13 protein-coding genes and 2 pseudogenes are annotated in these 16,177 nt (G+C 41.7%); 4 read left to right on the top strand and 11 right to left on the bottom strand.

Annotated elements, in window-relative coordinates:
• Positions 1–101: 101 nt before the first annotated feature.
• The 5 genes and pseudogenes from RMZ41_RS15325 to RMZ41_RS15305 all read right to left on the bottom strand — a co-directional run.
• Positions 102–347, bottom strand: a pseudogene (locus tag RMZ41_RS15325) (ribulose bisphosphate carboxylase small subunit); the annotation flags it as partial.
• A 102-nt stretch (positions 348–449) separates the two neighbouring features.
• Positions 450–2,114: pseudogene (locus tag RMZ41_RS15320) on the bottom strand (ribulose bisphosphate carboxylase small subunit); the annotation flags it as partial.
• A 124-nt stretch (positions 2,115–2,238) separates the two neighbouring features.
• Positions 2,239–2,538, bottom strand: coding sequence for a EutN/CcmL family microcompartment protein (locus RMZ41_RS15315; RefSeq protein ID WP_322642183.1), 300 nt, complete (start codon positions 2,536–2,538; stop codon positions 2,239–2,241).
• 6 nt (positions 2,539–2,544) lie between these two features.
• Complete coding sequence (locus tag RMZ41_RS15310; protein WP_010995041.1) at positions 2,545–2,889, bottom strand: carbon dioxide-concentrating mechanism protein CcmK; 345 nt, start codon at positions 2,887–2,889, stop codon at positions 2,545–2,547.
• A gap of 91 nt (positions 2,890–2,980) precedes the next feature.
• Positions 2,981–3,289, bottom strand: a complete 309-nt coding sequence (locus RMZ41_RS15305) for a carbon dioxide-concentrating mechanism protein CcmK (protein ID WP_012410633.1) — start codon at positions 3,287–3,289, stop codon at positions 2,981–2,983.
• A gap of 659 nt (positions 3,290–3,948) precedes the next feature.
• On the opposite strand from RMZ41_RS15305, the gene RMZ41_RS15300 reads away from it, so the two are divergent.
• The 4 genes from RMZ41_RS15300 (at position 3,949) to RMZ41_RS15285 (ending at position 9,549) form a co-directional block, all read left to right on the top strand.
• Complete coding sequence (locus RMZ41_RS15300) at positions 3,949–5,805, top strand: NAD(P)H-quinone oxidoreductase subunit F (RefSeq protein WP_322642184.1); 1,857 nt, start codon at positions 3,949–3,951, stop codon at positions 5,803–5,805.
• Between the two features lie 88 nt (positions 5,806–5,893).
• Positions 5,894–7,399, top strand: a complete 1,506-nt coding sequence (locus RMZ41_RS15295) for an NADH-quinone oxidoreductase subunit M (RefSeq protein ID WP_322642185.1) — start codon at positions 5,894–5,896, stop codon at positions 7,397–7,399.
• A gap of 138 nt (positions 7,400–7,537) precedes the next feature.
• Entirely contained in the window at positions 7,538–8,668 is a 1,131-nt protein-coding gene (locus RMZ41_RS15290) for a CO2 hydration protein (RefSeq protein ID WP_322642186.1), read from the top strand.
• A gap of 26 nt (positions 8,669–8,694) precedes the next feature.
• Positions 8,695–9,549: an oxygenase MpaB family protein gene (locus RMZ41_RS15285; protein ID WP_322642187.1), complete on the top strand. Its 855-nt coding sequence runs from the start codon at positions 8,695–8,697 to the stop codon at positions 9,547–9,549.
• Here the strand turns inward: RMZ41_RS15285 and RMZ41_RS15280 are convergent.
• From RMZ41_RS15280 to RMZ41_RS15255, 6 genes are all read right to left on the bottom strand, one after another.
• Complete coding sequence (locus RMZ41_RS15280) at positions 9,546–10,292, bottom strand: Uma2 family endonuclease (RefSeq protein WP_322642188.1); 747 nt, start codon at positions 10,290–10,292, stop codon at positions 9,546–9,548. The genes RMZ41_RS15285 and RMZ41_RS15280 overlap by 4 nt on opposite strands.
• 107 nt (positions 10,293–10,399) lie before the next feature.
• Positions 10,400–11,563, bottom strand: a complete 1,164-nt coding sequence (gene purT / locus RMZ41_RS15275) for a formate-dependent phosphoribosylglycinamide formyltransferase (RefSeq protein ID WP_322642189.1) — start codon at positions 11,561–11,563, stop codon at positions 10,400–10,402.
• 65 nt (positions 11,564–11,628) lie between these two features.
• Positions 11,629–12,111, bottom strand: a complete 483-nt coding sequence (locus tag RMZ41_RS15270) for a pentapeptide repeat-containing protein (RefSeq protein WP_322642190.1) — start codon at positions 12,109–12,111, stop codon at positions 11,629–11,631.
• A gap of 183 nt (positions 12,112–12,294) precedes the next feature.
• Complete coding sequence (locus tag RMZ41_RS15265; RefSeq protein WP_322642191.1) at positions 12,295–14,064, bottom strand: ABC transporter permease subunit; 1,770 nt, start codon at positions 14,062–14,064, stop codon at positions 12,295–12,297.
• A 44-nt stretch (positions 14,065–14,108) separates the two neighbouring features.
• Positions 14,109–15,059, bottom strand: coding sequence for an ABC transporter ATP-binding protein (locus RMZ41_RS15260; protein ID WP_322642266.1), 951 nt, complete (start codon positions 15,057–15,059; stop codon positions 14,109–14,111).
• A 205-nt stretch (positions 15,060–15,264) separates the two neighbouring features.
• Positions 15,265–16,119, bottom strand: a complete 855-nt coding sequence (locus RMZ41_RS15255) for a mechanosensitive ion channel family protein (protein WP_322642192.1) — start codon at positions 16,117–16,119, stop codon at positions 15,265–15,267.
• Between the last annotated feature and the right edge of the window lie 58 nt (positions 16,120–16,177).

Genomic DNA, 16,177 nt, shown 5'->3' with positions numbered 1-16,177 from the left:
CAGGGGAGGCAGGGAATGCAGGGGAAGAATTATTTATTGATTAATCTACCAATGACCAATGCCCCATTCCCCACTCGCTACTCCCGACTCCCGACTCCCTACTATGGTCTTTGGATAATCGTTTCTAATACCCGACGCTTGGCTTTGGGGTCAATACCAATTAAGCGCACATATTCCCCTTGGTATTCGCCAAGGTGCCCTTCTACGGCTGCGATCGCTTCTCTTTCTGAGGAGGCTTGAATTTGACCGGTACTAGTCCAAGAACCTGTACGGAACCGCCGTTGGTCTACGTGTTCAAGGCTAATTTTAGAGCCGCTAGCTAATAATTGTCGGACTTGGTCTACAACTTCACTACTCAAGCGAGTACTGGTAGCTGTTGCTGTTGCTGTAGCAGCAGGCGCACTATTAGTAAATGATTTCTGATTGCCAGAGGAGGCTACTTGACCATTTGGACGTTGGATAATCGTTTCTAACACCCGACGCTTGGCTTTGGGGTCAATACCAATTAAGCGTACATATTCCCCTTGGTATTCGCCAAGGTGTCCTTCTACGGCTGCGATCACTTCTCTTTCTGAGGAGGCTTGAATTTGACCGGTACTAGTCCAAGAACCTGTACGGAACCGTCGTTCGTCTACGTGTTCAAGGCTAATCTTATACCCACCAGCCAATAATTGCCGGAGTTGGTCTACTACTTCAGTACTCAAACTATTACTGGTACCTGTTGCCGTAGCACTTCCATAGCCTCCACTGCTGCTAGTAAATGATGATTTCTGACTACCAGAGGAGGTTACTTGACCATTTGGACGTTGGATAATCGCTTCTAATACCCGCCGCTTGGCTTTGGTATCAATGCCTATTAAACGCACATACTCACCTTGATGGCTTTCTATACATTCTTCTAAGCCGGAAATTACTTGATTTATGGAAGTTGCTTCAATTGGCTTGCAGCTAGTCCATGAACCGGTACGGAAACGGCGTTCGTCTACGTGTTCCATGCCAATTTTGTAACCACCTGCCAGAAGTTGGCGGATTTGCTCTACAGTTTCGCCATTGACTTTGCCACTGCTAGAGCCGTTACCATTACCATTACCATTACTGCTGTAGCTGCCATTGCTATGACTACTATTAGGAGCCTTAAAATTGGTAGCTGGTTTAAAATCACCATCCGGGCGTTGAATGATGCTTTCTAACACACGTCGTCTATCTTTGTCAATACCAAAAAGACGGACATATTCGCCGCTATGGTCACTTACACAGCTTTCTAACGCTGCGATCGCTTCACCGATGGATCTCGGTTCAATTGGTTGGCAACTAGTCCAAGAACCCGTGCGGAACCGTCTCTGGTCTACGTGTTCTGTACCAATCTTATATCCTTGTTCCAATAGATAGCGCAACTGCTCTATTGTTTCTGCACCCAAGCTATTGCTCGCCACTTCACTACTCCTTTCCAACTCTAAAACAGTAATACCATTACCTGTATAAGATTTAGCAATTTCATCCCGGATGGGTGCTATACATTTGTTATCCGCAGCACAAAGATAACCAGCCCGTAGTGCTTGATTAATTCCAACCACATGATGAGCAAATTCCTTATCTTGATCTTGCACATCTGGCAAGCGGTCAGCTTGCTGTTGGCTAATAATTACCGCTCCCGAAGGTACATATTTACCTGCGGGAATTTCTACGTCTTGAATCAAAGCGTGCATCATTACGATGCAACCTGCACCCACCCTGGCATTAAACACTGTAGAGCGAAAGCCAATGAAGGAATTATCGCCTACATAGGCTGGCCCGTGAATTAGAGCCATGTGGGTAATGCAAGCATTTTTACCTACCCATACCGAGTATTTTTCTTGGTCATCGCCAATTACTCGACCTTGCTCTAACCCATGAATGACTACACCATCTTGAATATTGGTGTTTTCACCAAGATAAAAAGGTGTGCCTTCATCCGCTCTAATCGTAGTCCCCGGAGCAACGATTACATTTGCACCTATTCGTACATCCCCAATCAGATTAGAGAATGAATGTACAAAAGCAGTTTTATGGATGTCGGGTTCAGCTAAATTCCTTGACCACGGAGTTGGGGGTGCTGCCGTGCTGCGGACTGCCATTGCTAGATTCCTCCTATATTGTCATAAGTCATTTGTCTGTTGTCATAAGTCCTTTGTCATTTGTCCTTTTGTGTAACGACTAATGACTAATGACTAATGACCAATGACTAATGACAAATGACTATCAATATTGATCTTTTTTGCTGTAAATCATGCGATCTTCAACATAAATTGTATCTATGATCGCCACTACCACTGCATCTAGTGGTCGCTGTTCGTTGCCAATAACTTGGCGAGCAACACTGCCACGACTGACAAGTACCCACTCATCGACACCTGCTCCCACACTATCTGCTGCTACCTCATACTGTGGGAGGATGTTACCGTCTTCATCTACAAATTGTAACAACAGTAGTTTCACACCTCTGAGACTTGGATCTTTTTGGGTGCTAACTACTGTGCCGCGAACTTTGGCGACTTGCATTAAAAATTACGGTCTTCTACCGAAAGGACGAATTGCGTTCACATTTTCCCGGAATTGCTCTACGTCTTCTGTATAACGAATTGGTAGGACGTATTCTAAGTTTTCGTGAGGACGAGCAATGATGTGAGTAGACAGCACTTGTCCACCGTTGACTCGCTTCACTGATTCAACACCTGCGGCTACGGAAGCTTGCACTTCCGAAACGTCACCCCGAACAATTACGGTAACTCGACCACTGCCGATTTTTTCATAGCCTACTAGAGTCACACGGGCAGCTTTCACCATCGCATCAGCAGCTTCCACAACTGCTGGAAAGCCAAGCGTTTCAACCATTCCCACTGCAATTGACATTAGTTTTAATCCCTTTTTTATTGTTTTTAGCTTTGGACAAAAGTGATGCTCAAAAAAGCAAAGAGCGTTAATTACTTTTTTTAAACAGCTTTTAGGTACGGAACTGTTCCACAGCTTCGGTGTAACGAATCGGCAAGACGTATTCTAGGTTCTCGTGAGGACGAGCAATGATGTGAGTGGACAACACTTCACCACCAAAGACTCTTTTCGCGGCTTCAACCCCAGCAGCTACAGAAGCTTGCACTTCCGATACATCTCCCCGAACTATCACGGTGACGCGAGCGCTACCAATTTTTTCATACCCGACTAAGGTGACACGGGCGGCTTTCACCATCGCATCAGCAGCTTCCACAACTGCTGGAAAGCCTTTCGTTTCAATCATTCCAACTGCAATTGGCATCGCAGAACTCCTACAAAATTAATGCAATCTGTACTGTCTTCTGAATTTTTTGACGGGGAGAGCCTGATCTTATAGCTAAGAAAACACTTCCAACTTAAGCATAGGAAAGCTTGGCGTTCCTGGCAATATAAATTACTATAATAGTTTATGATAAGAAAGTTTTAAAAAACTTAACAAATATTTATCCGGGCATTCTGAGTAATTAAAGTTTACTGATTACTTGAGCAGCCACTTATGCTTTATAATTTCTTTATTACATTTACAAAACGATATTCATAACCAAGGTTAATTCTCTCTAGTGGGGAAGAAGCGGCGGCTGTATGTTTTGCTGTGTATGTATTTCTTGTGATTTTGTGCTATGCACAACGAATAGATAAAAAGTATATAATATTTTCATATATATCGTATAAATTCCTCTGCTCAAAGTAGAAATACAAATGTAAAAACAGAGGTAAGGTTAAGGCAAGTAAATGCTTTTGCGTATGTAAAGTTATATTTTATAGAAGTTTATTAGGGAAAAGTCAAGTAAAAATACTTTTGATAATTTAGTTGAGAGAATAATAAAAAAATGTTGATATTTTACTAGATTAATTATTTTAAATAAATAATTGTCTGAAAGATTTTTTAAAATAAAGGTTAAGTCTTCAAGGTAAATTTAAATGGATCAATTTCTATTTTTAACAAGTTGGTTTGTGCCTTTATATAGCTTATTAGGCGCAATTTTGACGTTGCCCTGGGGAATAGGAATAATTCAGAGAACAGGGCCAAGACCTGCGGCATACATCAACTTGTTGACAACTATTTTGGCTTTTATCCATAGTCTGTTTGTATTCAACAACATCTGGGATAGAGAACCAGAAAAGTTACTAGTGCCGTGGTTCAAAGCTGCTGATTTAGACTTATCTTTTACATTGGAACTCTCAGCAGTCAGCATTGGGGCGACAGTTTTAATTACAGGTTTAAGCTTACTGGCACAAGTTTACGCTCTGGGTTACATGGAAAAAGACTGGTCTCTGGCGCGTTTTTTTGCGCTGCTAGGATTTTTTGAAGCAGCGTTGACTGGTCTAGCAATCAGCGATTCTTTGTTTCTCAGCTATGCCCTTTTAGAAGTTTTGACGCTTTCAACTTACTTGCTTGTGGGTTTTTGGTATGCTCAACCGCTAGTAGTGACGGCGGCGCGAGATGCATTTTGGACTAAACGGGTAGGCGACTTGTTGCTGCTGATGGCTACGGTGACGCTTTCCAACTTAGCCGGTAGTTTGAACTTTTCGGATTTATATGAGTGGGCGCAAACAGCTAATTTAAGTCCAGTGACATCAACATTGCTGGGGTTGGCGTTAATTGCTGGGCCGGCTGGAAAATGTGCCCAATTTCCCCTGCACCTGTGGTTAGATGAGGCGATGGAAGGGCCAAACCCTGCTTCGGTAATGCGAAACTCTCTGGTAGTCGCAGGTGGTGCTTATTTACTGTATAAATTTCAACCATTGTTAGCACTATCGCCAGTTGCCTTGAATGCTTTGGTAATCATGGGTACGGTAACGGCAATTGGGGCGACATTAGTATCTATAGCTCAAATTGACATTAAACGATCGCTATCTCATTCCACCAGTGCATACATGGGGTTAGTGTTTTTGGCGGTGGGGTTACAGCAAGGGGGTGTAGCCTTGATGTTGCTGTTAACTCATGCGATCGCTAAAGCATTATTATTTATGAGTTCCGGTTCAGTCATCTTAACTACCCAAAGCCAAGACTTAACCGAAATGGGCGGACTCTGGTCGCGGATGCCAGCCACCACCACCGCCTTTATTGTCGGTTCGGCGGGGATGGTAACGCTGCTACCATTGGGAGGATTCTGGGCAATGCTAGGATGGGCTGACGGTTTCGTGAATATTAGCCCTTGGGTGATTGGGGTTTTATTGTTGGTCAATGGCTTGACAGCATTAAACTTGACTAGAGTATTCAGATTAGTCTTCTGGGGTAAACCGCAGCAAAAGACCCGACGCACGCCAGAGGTGAGTTGGCAAATGGCCTTCCCGATGGTGACTCTGACAATCTTGACTTTACTTTTGCCTTTGATGCTACAGCAATGGTACTTACTACCCAATTGGGAAAGTATAAATTGGTACGTAGCATTAGGATTGGTTACTTCTACACTACTAGGAATAGTTGTCGGGTCTACAGTTTATCTGCACAAAGCTTGGTCAAGATCGAGATTCTTGGCATGGAGATTTGTACAAGACTTATTAGGTTATGATTTTTATATTGACCGAGTTTATCGCGTAACGGTGGTGAGTGCAGTTGCACTGCTGTCTAAAATTTCTGCTTGGAGCGATCGCTATCTAGTCGATGGTCTAGTAAACTTGGTTGGGTTTGCGACAATTTTTGGTGGACAAACTTTAAAATACAGTATTTCTGGGCAATCTCAGGGCTATATGTTGACCATCTTAGCAGTTGTCAGCGTCCTAGCCTTCTTCATCGGCTGGTCATCGGGTTTACTAGATAAATTGCCTTTTTAAAGATATTGTCATTGGTCATTTGTCATTTGTGATTGGGTAAGAATTTTTTCCCATTCCCCATTCCCCATTCCCAATTCCATACCTGCTTATGCTTAGTGTTTTAATCCTAGTGCCGTTAATCGGTGCAGCTTTAATTGGTTTCTCGCCGTCTGGCATCAGTGGAAAATTTGCCCGTGGGGTGGCTTTGGTGTTTGCTAGTATCGCTTTCTTGTGGACAATCATACTAGCAATTCAGTTCCATCCGGGGGAAATCACTCAGCAGTTTGCCGAGTCTGTGCCTTGGATAGATGTCTTAGGCTTAAACTATAACCTGGGAATCGATGGTTTATCTTTGCCACTGCTGATTTTGAATGGATTGTTAACTTGCATTGCCATTTACAGCAGCGATGAATCGCTTCAGCGTCCTAAGTTTTATTACTCTTTGATCCTATTATTGAGCGCTGGGGTAACTGGAGCTTTTCTAGCACAGGATTTACTACTATTTTTCCTGTTTTACGAATTGGAACTAATTCCGCTATATCTGTTGATAGCTATTTGGGGTGGGGAAAAGCGGGGTTATGCGGCTACTAAATTTCTGATTTATACCGCCGTTTCCGGAATCTTAATTTTAGCAAGCTTCCTCGGCATGGTTTGGCTGAGTGGTTCCTCTAGCTTTGCACTCGCAACCTTAAACGCTACAACTTTACCTTTAGCGACACAACTTTTACTGCTCGTGGGGATTTTGATCGGTTTCGGGATTAAAATTCCTTTGGTTCCCTTTCATACTTGGTTGCCAGATGCTCACGTTGAAGCCTCCACACCAATTTCTGTCCTGTTGGCTGGGGTGTTGTTGAAGTTGGGAACCTACGGGTTACTGCGGTTTGGCATGAACTTGTTACCAGAAGCTTGGGCTTATGTGGCTCCTTGGTTAGCAACTTGGGCAGTAATAAGTGTACTGTATGGTGCATCCTGCGCGATCGCTCAAACCGATATGAAAAAAATGGTAGCATACAGTTCCATTGGACACATGGGCTATGTGCTATTAGCGACGGCGGCGGCTACACCATTAACTGTGTTAGGTGCTGTCATGCAGATGATTAGCCACGGCTTGATTTCTGCCATGCTGTTTTTGCTGGTAGGAGTTGTGTATAAAAAAGCTGGAAGCCGAAATTTAGACGTTCTCCAAGGATTGCTGAATCCAGAACGGGGTATGCCCGTAATTGGTAGCTTAATGGTTTTGGGAGTTATGGCCAGCGCTGGGATACCTGGTATGGTCGGGTTTATTTCCGAATTCATCATTTTTCGGGGTAGTTTCGCTGTTTTTCCAGTGCAAACCCTACTGTCAATGCTTGGAACTGGCTTAACTGCGGTTTACTTCTTAATACTCCTCAACCGCGCCTTTTTTGGACGCTTGTCTGCACAAGTTACTAACTTACCACGTGTGTATTGGAGCGATCGCCTCCCAGCTGCAATTTTAGCTGTGCTGATTGTGATTTTCGGCATTCAACCGACTTGGTTAGCACGCTGGACTGAACCAACAATTACAGCAATGGTCAATAGCCAAAACGTAGTAGTAGCAGTGTCCTTGGAGAAAACAATGGGGAATGGGGATTAGGCATTGGGGATTAGGGACTGGGGATTAGGGACTGGGGATTAGGGGAAATTCCTAATACGTGACACCCAATGCCCAATGCCCCATGCCCCATGCCCAATTCCCAATGCCCTAATCCCTAAATTTTTTGGAGAGATGGTAATGGTAACTATTAAAAAGAAAGCGGTTCATAATCCCTTAGCTGAGTATATTGAACGTCTGCAAAAAGGAGAAGCATTACTCCTCGATAGTCCAGAAAACGTGCTGGAAGTTGTCGGTATTCTTAAAAGCTATGGCGTAGTTTTAGATGCCTACTCAATAAACCTTAACTACATTGCCGAACATCAGTTTTTAATATTTTTCCAATTTTTTAAATACTTTAATGGAGAGGTTTCTGTTCAGAAATTACTCCGTCACTGGTGGCACGATCGCATTAATTTTGAATATGCCGAATATTGTATGAAAGGCATGATGTGGCACGGTGGCGGCGGACTAGATACCTATTTAGATACAACAGAATTTAAAGAAAGAGCGCAAGCCGTTATTGCCGCAAAATTTAAAAATAATCCTTTAATTTTAGGTATTAACCAACTGTTTCCAGATTTTTTAATAGAACAATTGCGCGTCTCTGCTTACTACACGGGTTTAGGTCAATTCTGGCGAGTCATGGCTGATATCTTCCTCAGCTTATCAGACCTCTACGATAAAGGCAAAATAAAATCAATTTCCGAAGTTGTAGAACATATTAAAGCAGGGTTAGTGGCAAATGCATCCAACCCAATTACTTACGCCGTCAAAATTCGGGGTGAAGTATATGAAATCATTCCTAAAAGCGTTGGTTTAACCTTCTTAGCAGATACAGCAATACCTTATGTAGAAGCAGTATTCTTCCGGGGAACTCCTTTCCACGGTACAGTTTCATACAACGCCCAAGGTTATCAAATTCCTCCAGATCAAAGCCGATTTCAATATGGTGCATTGTATGCTGACCCTTTACCCATAGGCGGCGCGGGTATTCCTCCCACATTGCTGATGCAAGATATGCGTCATTATCTTCCAGAGTATTTGCACGAAATTTATCGTCGCAGTCTCCGGGGTGAAGATGATTTGCGGGTACAAATTTGCATGAGTTTCCAAAAATCAATGTTTTGTGTGACGACAGCAACGATTTTGGGGCTGATGCCTTATCCTTTGGATACTAAAGATCCAAATGAGGAGAAAGGTAATCGAGTTTATTTAGAAAAGTGGATGAGTCGGTTAGAAACTTCGCGGTTGCTGGATGTGAATAAATAACTGAATTGAATAAAGAGAAATTTCAGATGCTTCTGAATCGTTATAAAAACCTTCATCTGATTCAGCAACTCGATCCAGTGCGAGATCATTGCCAGATTTATCACTTAATGAATGGCTATGAGTTTCCTTGGGATATGACGCGATCGCTCGAAGTTGCTTTGATGCGAACTTATTGCGTTCCTAGTATTTCTAAATTGCTGAATCAGACAGGAGAATTTACCCATTGTCCGCAAAAACGCTACGATGATACGTCAATCATTGTTGGAGAGATGATTAAGTGGGGCTATGATAGCGCTCGCGGCAAAGAAGCCCTGCAACGCATGAATGCACTCCACGGACGCTTCAAGATTGACAACGGTGATTTCCTGTATGTACTCTCAACCTTCATTTTCGATCCCATCCGCTGGAATGCGCGGTTTGGTTGGCGGGTGATGTGCGAACAAGAAAAATTAGCGTCCTTTTACTTCTGGCGAGAAGTAGGTAAGCAAATGCAGATTCAGAATATCCCTGAAACCTACGAAGAATTAGAGCGCTATAACCTTGACTACGAACGCCAAAACTTTCGCTATTCAGATACAAACCGTCGGGTTGGGGAAGCTACACGCGATTTATTTTTGAGTTGGTTTCCTTCGTGGATGCGTTCTTCCATCAAACCAGGTATCTATGCTTTACTAGATGAGACAATGCTCGATGCCTTTGGTTTTCCTCATCCTTCGCCATTGCTGCGATCGGCTATGGTAAATCTACTAAAAATCCGAGCCAAATTAATCCGGTTATTCCCACCTCGGAATCACCCTAATTTTTATATTGACTCTCCTATCCCCAGCTATCCCACTGGCTATGAGATTGCAAATGTGGGGCCACTTCATCCAAAAATCTAGGCTTCTGGTTCGATACCTAGCGATCGCAATTGTGCAGTCAAGCGATCGGCTCTTTCGTCGCCAGTCAACAATAAATCACCTTGCAAATCCCACCAACGCAACCAAGGTAATTGCACGTTTTGGTAAACTCCATGCCAAATACCTAATTCAATTCCCAAAGGAGCAATATTATAATGTCCCCGTTCATTTGCTGTTAATAACTGATATTTTCCCCCAATTAATTCATAAACTTCTACACTGGCTTTATTCGCTTCATAAATACCATAATAAAACGGATGAATTACTTGCTCGTAAATCCAAAATTTGCCTTGGAAAGGGGTTTTGTCTCGCTCATCACTACCATCCCCAGAGACAAATTCTAAGGCAATCAAAGGGGCAATAAATTCTCGCCACAACACATAAGACCTGCGCGTTTGTCCATCGAGCAAGGGCGGTACATTTGGTACATAAAACCAATCTGGCGCTTCTGCGCCTTTTTCTAGAGGATCTGTCAACCGCCAGTAAATACCTAAGTCCTGACCGATACAATATTCACCATCAGGATGTAATTGTTTGAGGACGGGTGTAATTGAGTCAGTCAGTAAAATACTTTGGGGATGCTCTTGCCAATTTTTCACACCAGTTCGCACAACGGGGGGAACCCCCGCAAGCGACTGGCTTACAAAAGTACCATTAGACTCTGGTAGCTGCGTATGGTCTGGGAAAGGAGTCAGGGCAGTGGATGGATCGGTTGCAGAGGTCATAAGACTACCTTTGCAGGATGTAAGGGTTGTTTTTTAGTTTAGCAGTGGAAGGAGGAGAAGGGCGATCGCATTTTTCCAGCAACTCGTAGGGTACTACCTGGCTTTGATTAAATAATTGTGATTTTATTAGCTGCTTGAGTCGCTTTTTCCCTAGCCTCTTGAATATTTGCACCCTTCGCTAAAGCTACGCCCATTCGCCGATATGGATGAGCATTAGGTTTACCAAATAATCTGATATCTACATCTTTTTCTGACAAAGCATCAGCTACACCACTAAAACTAATAGAATCAGATTTTTCTGAAGCTAAAATTACCGCGCTAGCTGATGCTCCTAGCTGTTCTATATGAGGAATTGGTAAGCCTAAAATTGCTCTTAAATGTAGTTCAAATTCATTGAGATTTTGTGATATTAATGTCACCATTCCTGTATCGTGCGGTCTGGGAGAAAGTTCGGAAAAAATGACTTCATCTTTGGTAATGAAAAACTCAACACCAAAAATCCCGGCTCCTCCTAAAGCATCAGTGACTTTGATAGCTATTTCTTGAGCTTTTAATAACTTGTCATCAGAAATTAGTGCAGGTTGCCATGATTCTTGATAATCGCCTCTTTCTTGGCGATGACCAATAGGTGAACAAAAAATTGTCGGTGCATCCCACTGTTTAATTGTCAATAAAGTTATCTCGATTTCAAAGTCAATAAATTCTTCTACGATTACCTTTTGGCTGTCTCCTCTAGAATTAGCGATCGCATAATTCCAAGCCTTCTCAACTTCACTCTTATTCTGCACTACAGACTGACCTTTACCAGAGGATGACATCACAGGTTTAACAACATTAGGAAATCCGATTTTATCTGAAGCTGCAATAAATTCCTCTAAAGTTGTTGCATAACCATAAATAGCTGTTCTGATGCCTAATTCTTGATGTGCCAGTTCCCTAATTCTATCGCGGTTCATTGTATAGTTGGTAGCAGCCGCAGTCGGAATAACTGTAATTCCTCGCTGTTCAAATTCGATCAGTTTTTCTGTTCTGATTGCTTCAATTTCTGGTATGATAATATTTGGCTGATGTTTTTTCACTACAGCTTCTAAATCATCAGCACTAAGCATAGAAATAACTTCATAAGCATCAGCAACTTGCATCGCCGGAGCATTGGCGTAGCGGTCAACGGCAACCACATAATTACCAAGACGTTGAGCCGCGATCGCAAATTCTTTACCTAGTTCTCCTGAACCTAGTAACATCAATTTTTGGGGCAATTTAATACTCATCAACTTATCCAGGTTAATCTCAATTTAATAATCTTATAATTTTTTGTGTTTTAATTATTGCCTTCTCAAGGGTTAAATCTAGCTCCCCGCAGTTGTAAATCTTGCCGTTGTAGCTGAGTTAAACCATTACCTACGCCAAAGTTACACTTATCTACTAGAGCCTCTAACCAATTAGTCTCATTCAAAGTTGCCCCTCGTAAATCTGCATTACTCAAATCGGCTTTCATCAAATTTGCAAATAAGAGGTCTGCATTGACTAAACTACTGCCTTGCAGATTTGCTCCAGACAAATTTCCTCGGATAAAGTTTACTCCATCTAAAGTTAAACCGGATAAATCTGCTCCTATTAAATTCGGAAATTTTAGCTGACTTGGATATTTAAAAAACCGCATCATACAAATGATATTTGCTTCATTGAGGTGGATCTTAGTTAAAAAATCATAACGAGCGATGCCTAGTTGCTTAAGAATTTGTAGACGTTGTGAGGGACTTTGTTCTAAAAAATGAATAGCTGTATGGCGTAAGTCTTGAGTTGGTAGATTTAGCATTATTGTCAAATTATCATGATACTTATGCTAATAAAAAATTTAACCTTAACGCAAGAACCCCGACTTATCAAATAAATCGAGGTTCTAATGGATAACTACTTACCTAGTACAGCGCGGCGGAAATAAACAACCGATTCCAAATCACTGAAACGCTTATTACGCTTTTGACTTTGCCTTGCGTTACTAGCGCCCTGCTAATAGTGCTTTCGTAGCAGATTCACCTGCTAATCTCACCTGCTTTGTCAATTGGAAATTCAACAACGCTAAAACACTCAACTGAGTGAGGAATGCCATAAAAATTGTTGTCGCCTCAGAGTACTGAAGCGCTGCCCAAGGGAAAGTTGAAAACAGCCAAACAGTAGGATATTTCCACGAAGAGATGCCGAGAAATTCTAGAATTATCGGTGGTACGAAAGTTACCGCACCTATAGTACCTATTGCCCAAAAAGAACGTTTGGGAGTTTTCAGCAAAAGTATTAATTGGGCAATAGTAGCGTAAATCATGATTATGCTGATAGACAAAGCTACAGATGAAAGTACTTTCAACCTGTCTAAATTGTCATGCGCCCAATTTGGGCTATGGTCTGTATCAAGAATAGATGTGAGTGAAATCCAGACTAGCCAAGGGATACTAACAATTGCCAGATTAATAGCAATGGCCACGATTGCAGGGCTTCTTTCAGCCCATATTAGATCCTGCCAAACACTCTTGCGACTAGAAAATTCTTGATGTCGATATCTTGCCCAATCTTGTACAGCTTGGCGGTGAGGGGAAAGAATCGCAATAAAACTAAAAAGCGATATAAAGTTGTATACTCCCACCAAGGTCAAACTTTGGTTTTGCTCAATTTGTTGATCAATATTGCTAATTTGATCCCAATGTTGCAAGATAAATCCCCACATCATCATCTGAGAAAAAGCTATAAATAAATAACTTTGTCCCTTATTGATCATTGAGGCTTGAGGATTACGAAAGCAACGTTTAAGAGCTTGAAAAATACCGTAACTACACAATCCAAAATTTAATAAATGGAAGCCAATCAGACTAACAAAATTCCTCCCTATTGGTAAATAGAAAAACTCCAATTTTGTCAGGGGAGAACCATTAGTTAGATGAAAAAAGTTAGGAAAGAGATAATTCGTTGTATCCACAGGGTTAAACAGCGTAAACCAAACAACTGAATTGTTTGAACTGTAGCTAGAAGAGGGTGCCATCAAAATTGGTATGATTAAAAAAATGAAAACTGCACCACTACCTAACCAAGGCTGAAAACCGCTAAATTTATTACTAACCAAACCAAATAGTAATGCAGTACTGTAGAAGAAAATACAGCTTGCAGCAAGAATAGCGTAGTAACTCAAAATGGAAGCAAAAGCAATTTGGGCAGAATAACCAGCCCATAAATGTAAAGGAAGTGAAACTAAGATTACGAGAAAAATTAAACTCGGAACTCCTAGCAACTTACCAGTCAATATATTTGTTTCTGATTGAGGGCTGAGACGGATAAAATTCAGCGTACCGCGAGTTTCTTCTTTGGCTAAATCATTGATTATTAAATAAGTTCCTGCAACTAATAGTGTAAATACAAAAATTACACTAAACGTCAAGAATATATATTCCCAGTGATCTCGCCACCACAACTGCCAATCAATTTCGTTTTGCGGACAAATATTATTTAAGATTAAATTATCGTAATCAGCAATTCTAGATTGGTTTGATTGCTGTAAAGCCTGGTTTTGTTGTTGATATGCTTGACTCAAACGACAGTATATGTTTGTTAGCGAGTATTTATCATCAGGAAACTCGCGGAACTGATATAAAAAAACTACCAGTTGCAGTAATAAGGATGCTGCAACTGCGATCGCAATATTAAAAAATTTCAGCCGTCCTTTGAGTTCGCGCAATAGTTGCGGATTCCAATCGCCGATTTTGTCTATTAAATTGGGCATCATAGGAAAACAATCTCCAAAAATGGGGAGTGATATTTATTGACGAATTAAGATGCTTGTTTGTGACCTAATTTTAAGAAAATAGTTTCTAAGTCTTCTTGGGTGCAGTGAAAATCGCTCAGGGGGATGTCTGCTTTAATCAGCGATCGCAACAACTCAGCACTATCTTCTTCTTTGCCGGAAAAATTCACCCGCACGCTGTTTTTTCCTGATATCACCTCCCACTCTTCTACTAAATGATGATGTTTCAGTTCCCTTAAAAGTGCCTCTAGGTTTCCCAGAGTTGATATGACAATTTGCTGGTGGGAAAGACGTTGATAAAGGTGTTGTAACGAGGTACTTTCTACCAAGAAGCCAAGTTCCATAATTCCCACGGAAGTACACAGTTCCGCTAAATCACTGAGAACATGAGAGGAAATAATTACAGTCATCCCAGCCTCTTGCAAAGCCTTGATAATTTCCCGAAAGTGCATCCTAGCAATGGGGTCAAGCCCAGAAACAGGCTCATCTAGTAGTAGTAAAATCGGTTCGTGGATAATAGTTCGCGCTAAACTTAAGCGCTGTTTCATCCCCCGCGATAGAGTAGAAATCTGGCTGTGGCGTTTATTACCAAGTTGGATTAGTTCTAAAACTTCATGTAGGCGTTGAGTACGGCGTGGTTCTCGCAAGCGATAGAGACGCGCAAAATAATCTAGGTAATCCCAGACTGTAAGATCCTCATATAACGGGTAGTCATCGGGTAAGTAGCCTAGACAACCCTTAAGTTTGGGATTACTCTTGTCACGCAGTAAGCGATCGCCATTGATATAAATCTCACCCGTTGTTGGTTCCTCAGCAGTTGCCAACATGCGGATGAGAGTTGTTTTACCCGCGCCATTCGGCCCAATCAGTCCATACACTTCCCCCGCCTGGATTTCTAAATCAACATCATTGACAGCAACATGCCTGTCAAATTGCTTAGTTAGTCCACGGGTGCAAATTGCTAATTCTTTTACCATCGCTGCTGGGGTGCGGCTTGTGATTAACACTTAACGTAACCTCTTTCTATAGCTTTTGTCAGGCTGGTTTCAGAAATTGAAACTGAATCTAAGGAAATTGGCTACATAAAAAAGTAGGTAAGGCATATACCTTAACTACTTATTAATTCTTATTCTGTTATGGATGAAATCTTTGCAAATTAAACCTTGACTTTTTGCTTTAGTGTCAAGTTATTTCTGATAGTGGTGGGATGACATTATTAATTCCATTACCAGATGAACCGCTAACTGCATAACGATGTTCGGGAATTGGATACCCAGCTTCACTAAAAGTTTCACGGATAGCTTTATTAGTGTCGAAGTAAACTTGCCAGTAATGATCGTTATTGCAATAAGGACGTACTGCTAGTACAGGCCCTGCAAAATTGAAAGTCTGAATTTCTACATCCGGTGCTGGATTTTGGAGGACATTAGGAATTTGGCTAATTTTTGCTTTTAAAAGTGCGATCGCTTCGTTATGTTTCACTTCATGATGGAGTTGAGCCACCAGATCAACCCGACGGTAAGGATTGGCAGAATAATTCTGGATATTGTCAGCAAAGATTTTATTATTGGCAACAATCGTCAATACGTTATCAGGTGTATTGATACTAGTTGTGAACAACCCAAGTTCTGTAACAGTACCTGTAACGCCTGCTGTTGTGATGAAATCACCAACTTTGAATGGTCGAAAAACGATTAAAAATGCGCCAGCGGCAAAGTTGGCCAATAGTCCTCCCCAGGCTGCACCAATTGCAATACCTGCTCCTGCTAGCAATGCCGCAAAGGAAGTTGTTTCAACCCCAAAGAAGCCGAGAATTGCCACAACTAGAACAATTCTTAACGTAACACCAATGATATTCAGAAGATAGTTAATCAGTGTCGGATCGACGTGTTGGCTTCGGAAAGCACGTCGCGCTAGCTTCAACCCAAAATCAATCAAGCGTTGAGCAATCAGCCACAGAGCGATCGCCCCTAAAATTTTCAGCCCAAACAGAGTTAGAAGTTGACTAGCAACCAAACTAATTTGTTTTAAATCCATAATTTTTAGTCTGTGAATTATTAAACACAATCAACATACAATAAATTAAATGAAAATT

Origin of the sequence: Nostoc sp. DedVER02 (assembly GCF_034530675.2) — a bacterium.
GTDB lineage: Bacteria > Cyanobacteriota > Cyanobacteriia > Cyanobacteriales > Nostocaceae > Nostoc.
Note: the sequence above shows the minus strand (reverse complement) of the source record. Positions and strands in the feature narration are given on the sequence as shown.

Bases quoted from the DNA above. Each gene is read 5' to 3' on its own strand.
- RMZ41_RS15305 (WP_012410633.1), bottom strand. From the start codon at position 3,289: ATGCCAATTGCAGTTGGAATGATTGAAACGAAAGGCTTTCCAGCAGTT.
- purT (WP_322642189.1), bottom strand. From the start codon at position 11,563: ATGAGTATTAAATTGCCCCAAAAATTGATGTTACTAGGTTCAGGAGAA.
- RMZ41_RS15265 (WP_322642191.1), bottom strand. From the start codon at position 14,064: ATGATGCCCAATTTAATAGACAAAATCGGCGATTGGAATCCGCAACTA.
- RMZ41_RS15315 (WP_322642183.1), bottom strand. From the start codon at position 2,538: ATGCAAGTCGCCAAAGTTCGCGGCACAGTAGTTAGCACCCAAAAAGAT.
- RMZ41_RS15280 (WP_322642188.1), bottom strand. From the start codon at position 10,292: ATGACCTCTGCAACCGATCCATCCACTGCCCTGACTCCTTTCCCAGAC.
- RMZ41_RS15300 (WP_322642184.1), top strand. From the start codon at position 3,949: ATGGATCAATTTCTATTTTTAACAAGTTGGTTTGTGCCTTTATATAGC.
- RMZ41_RS15255 (WP_322642192.1), bottom strand. From the start codon at position 16,119: ATGGATTTAAAACAAATTAGTTTGGTTGCTAGTCAACTTCTAACTCTG.
- RMZ41_RS15295 (WP_322642185.1), top strand. From the start codon at position 5,894: ATGCTTAGTGTTTTAATCCTAGTGCCGTTAATCGGTGCAGCTTTAATT.
- RMZ41_RS15285 (WP_322642187.1), top strand. From the start codon at position 8,695: ATGCTTCTGAATCGTTATAAAAACCTTCATCTGATTCAGCAACTCGAT.
- RMZ41_RS15290 (WP_322642186.1), top strand. From the start codon at position 7,538: ATGGTAACTATTAAAAAGAAAGCGGTTCATAATCCCTTAGCTGAGTAT.
- RMZ41_RS15260 (WP_322642266.1), bottom strand. From the start codon at position 15,059: ATGGTAAAAGAATTAGCAATTTGCACCCGTGGACTAACTAAGCAATTT.
- RMZ41_RS15270 (WP_322642190.1), bottom strand. From the start codon at position 12,111: ATGCTAAATCTACCAACTCAAGACTTACGCCATACAGCTATTCATTTT.
- RMZ41_RS15310 (WP_010995041.1), bottom strand. From the start codon at position 2,889: ATGTCAATTGCAGTGGGAATGGTTGAAACGCTTGGCTTTCCAGCAGTT.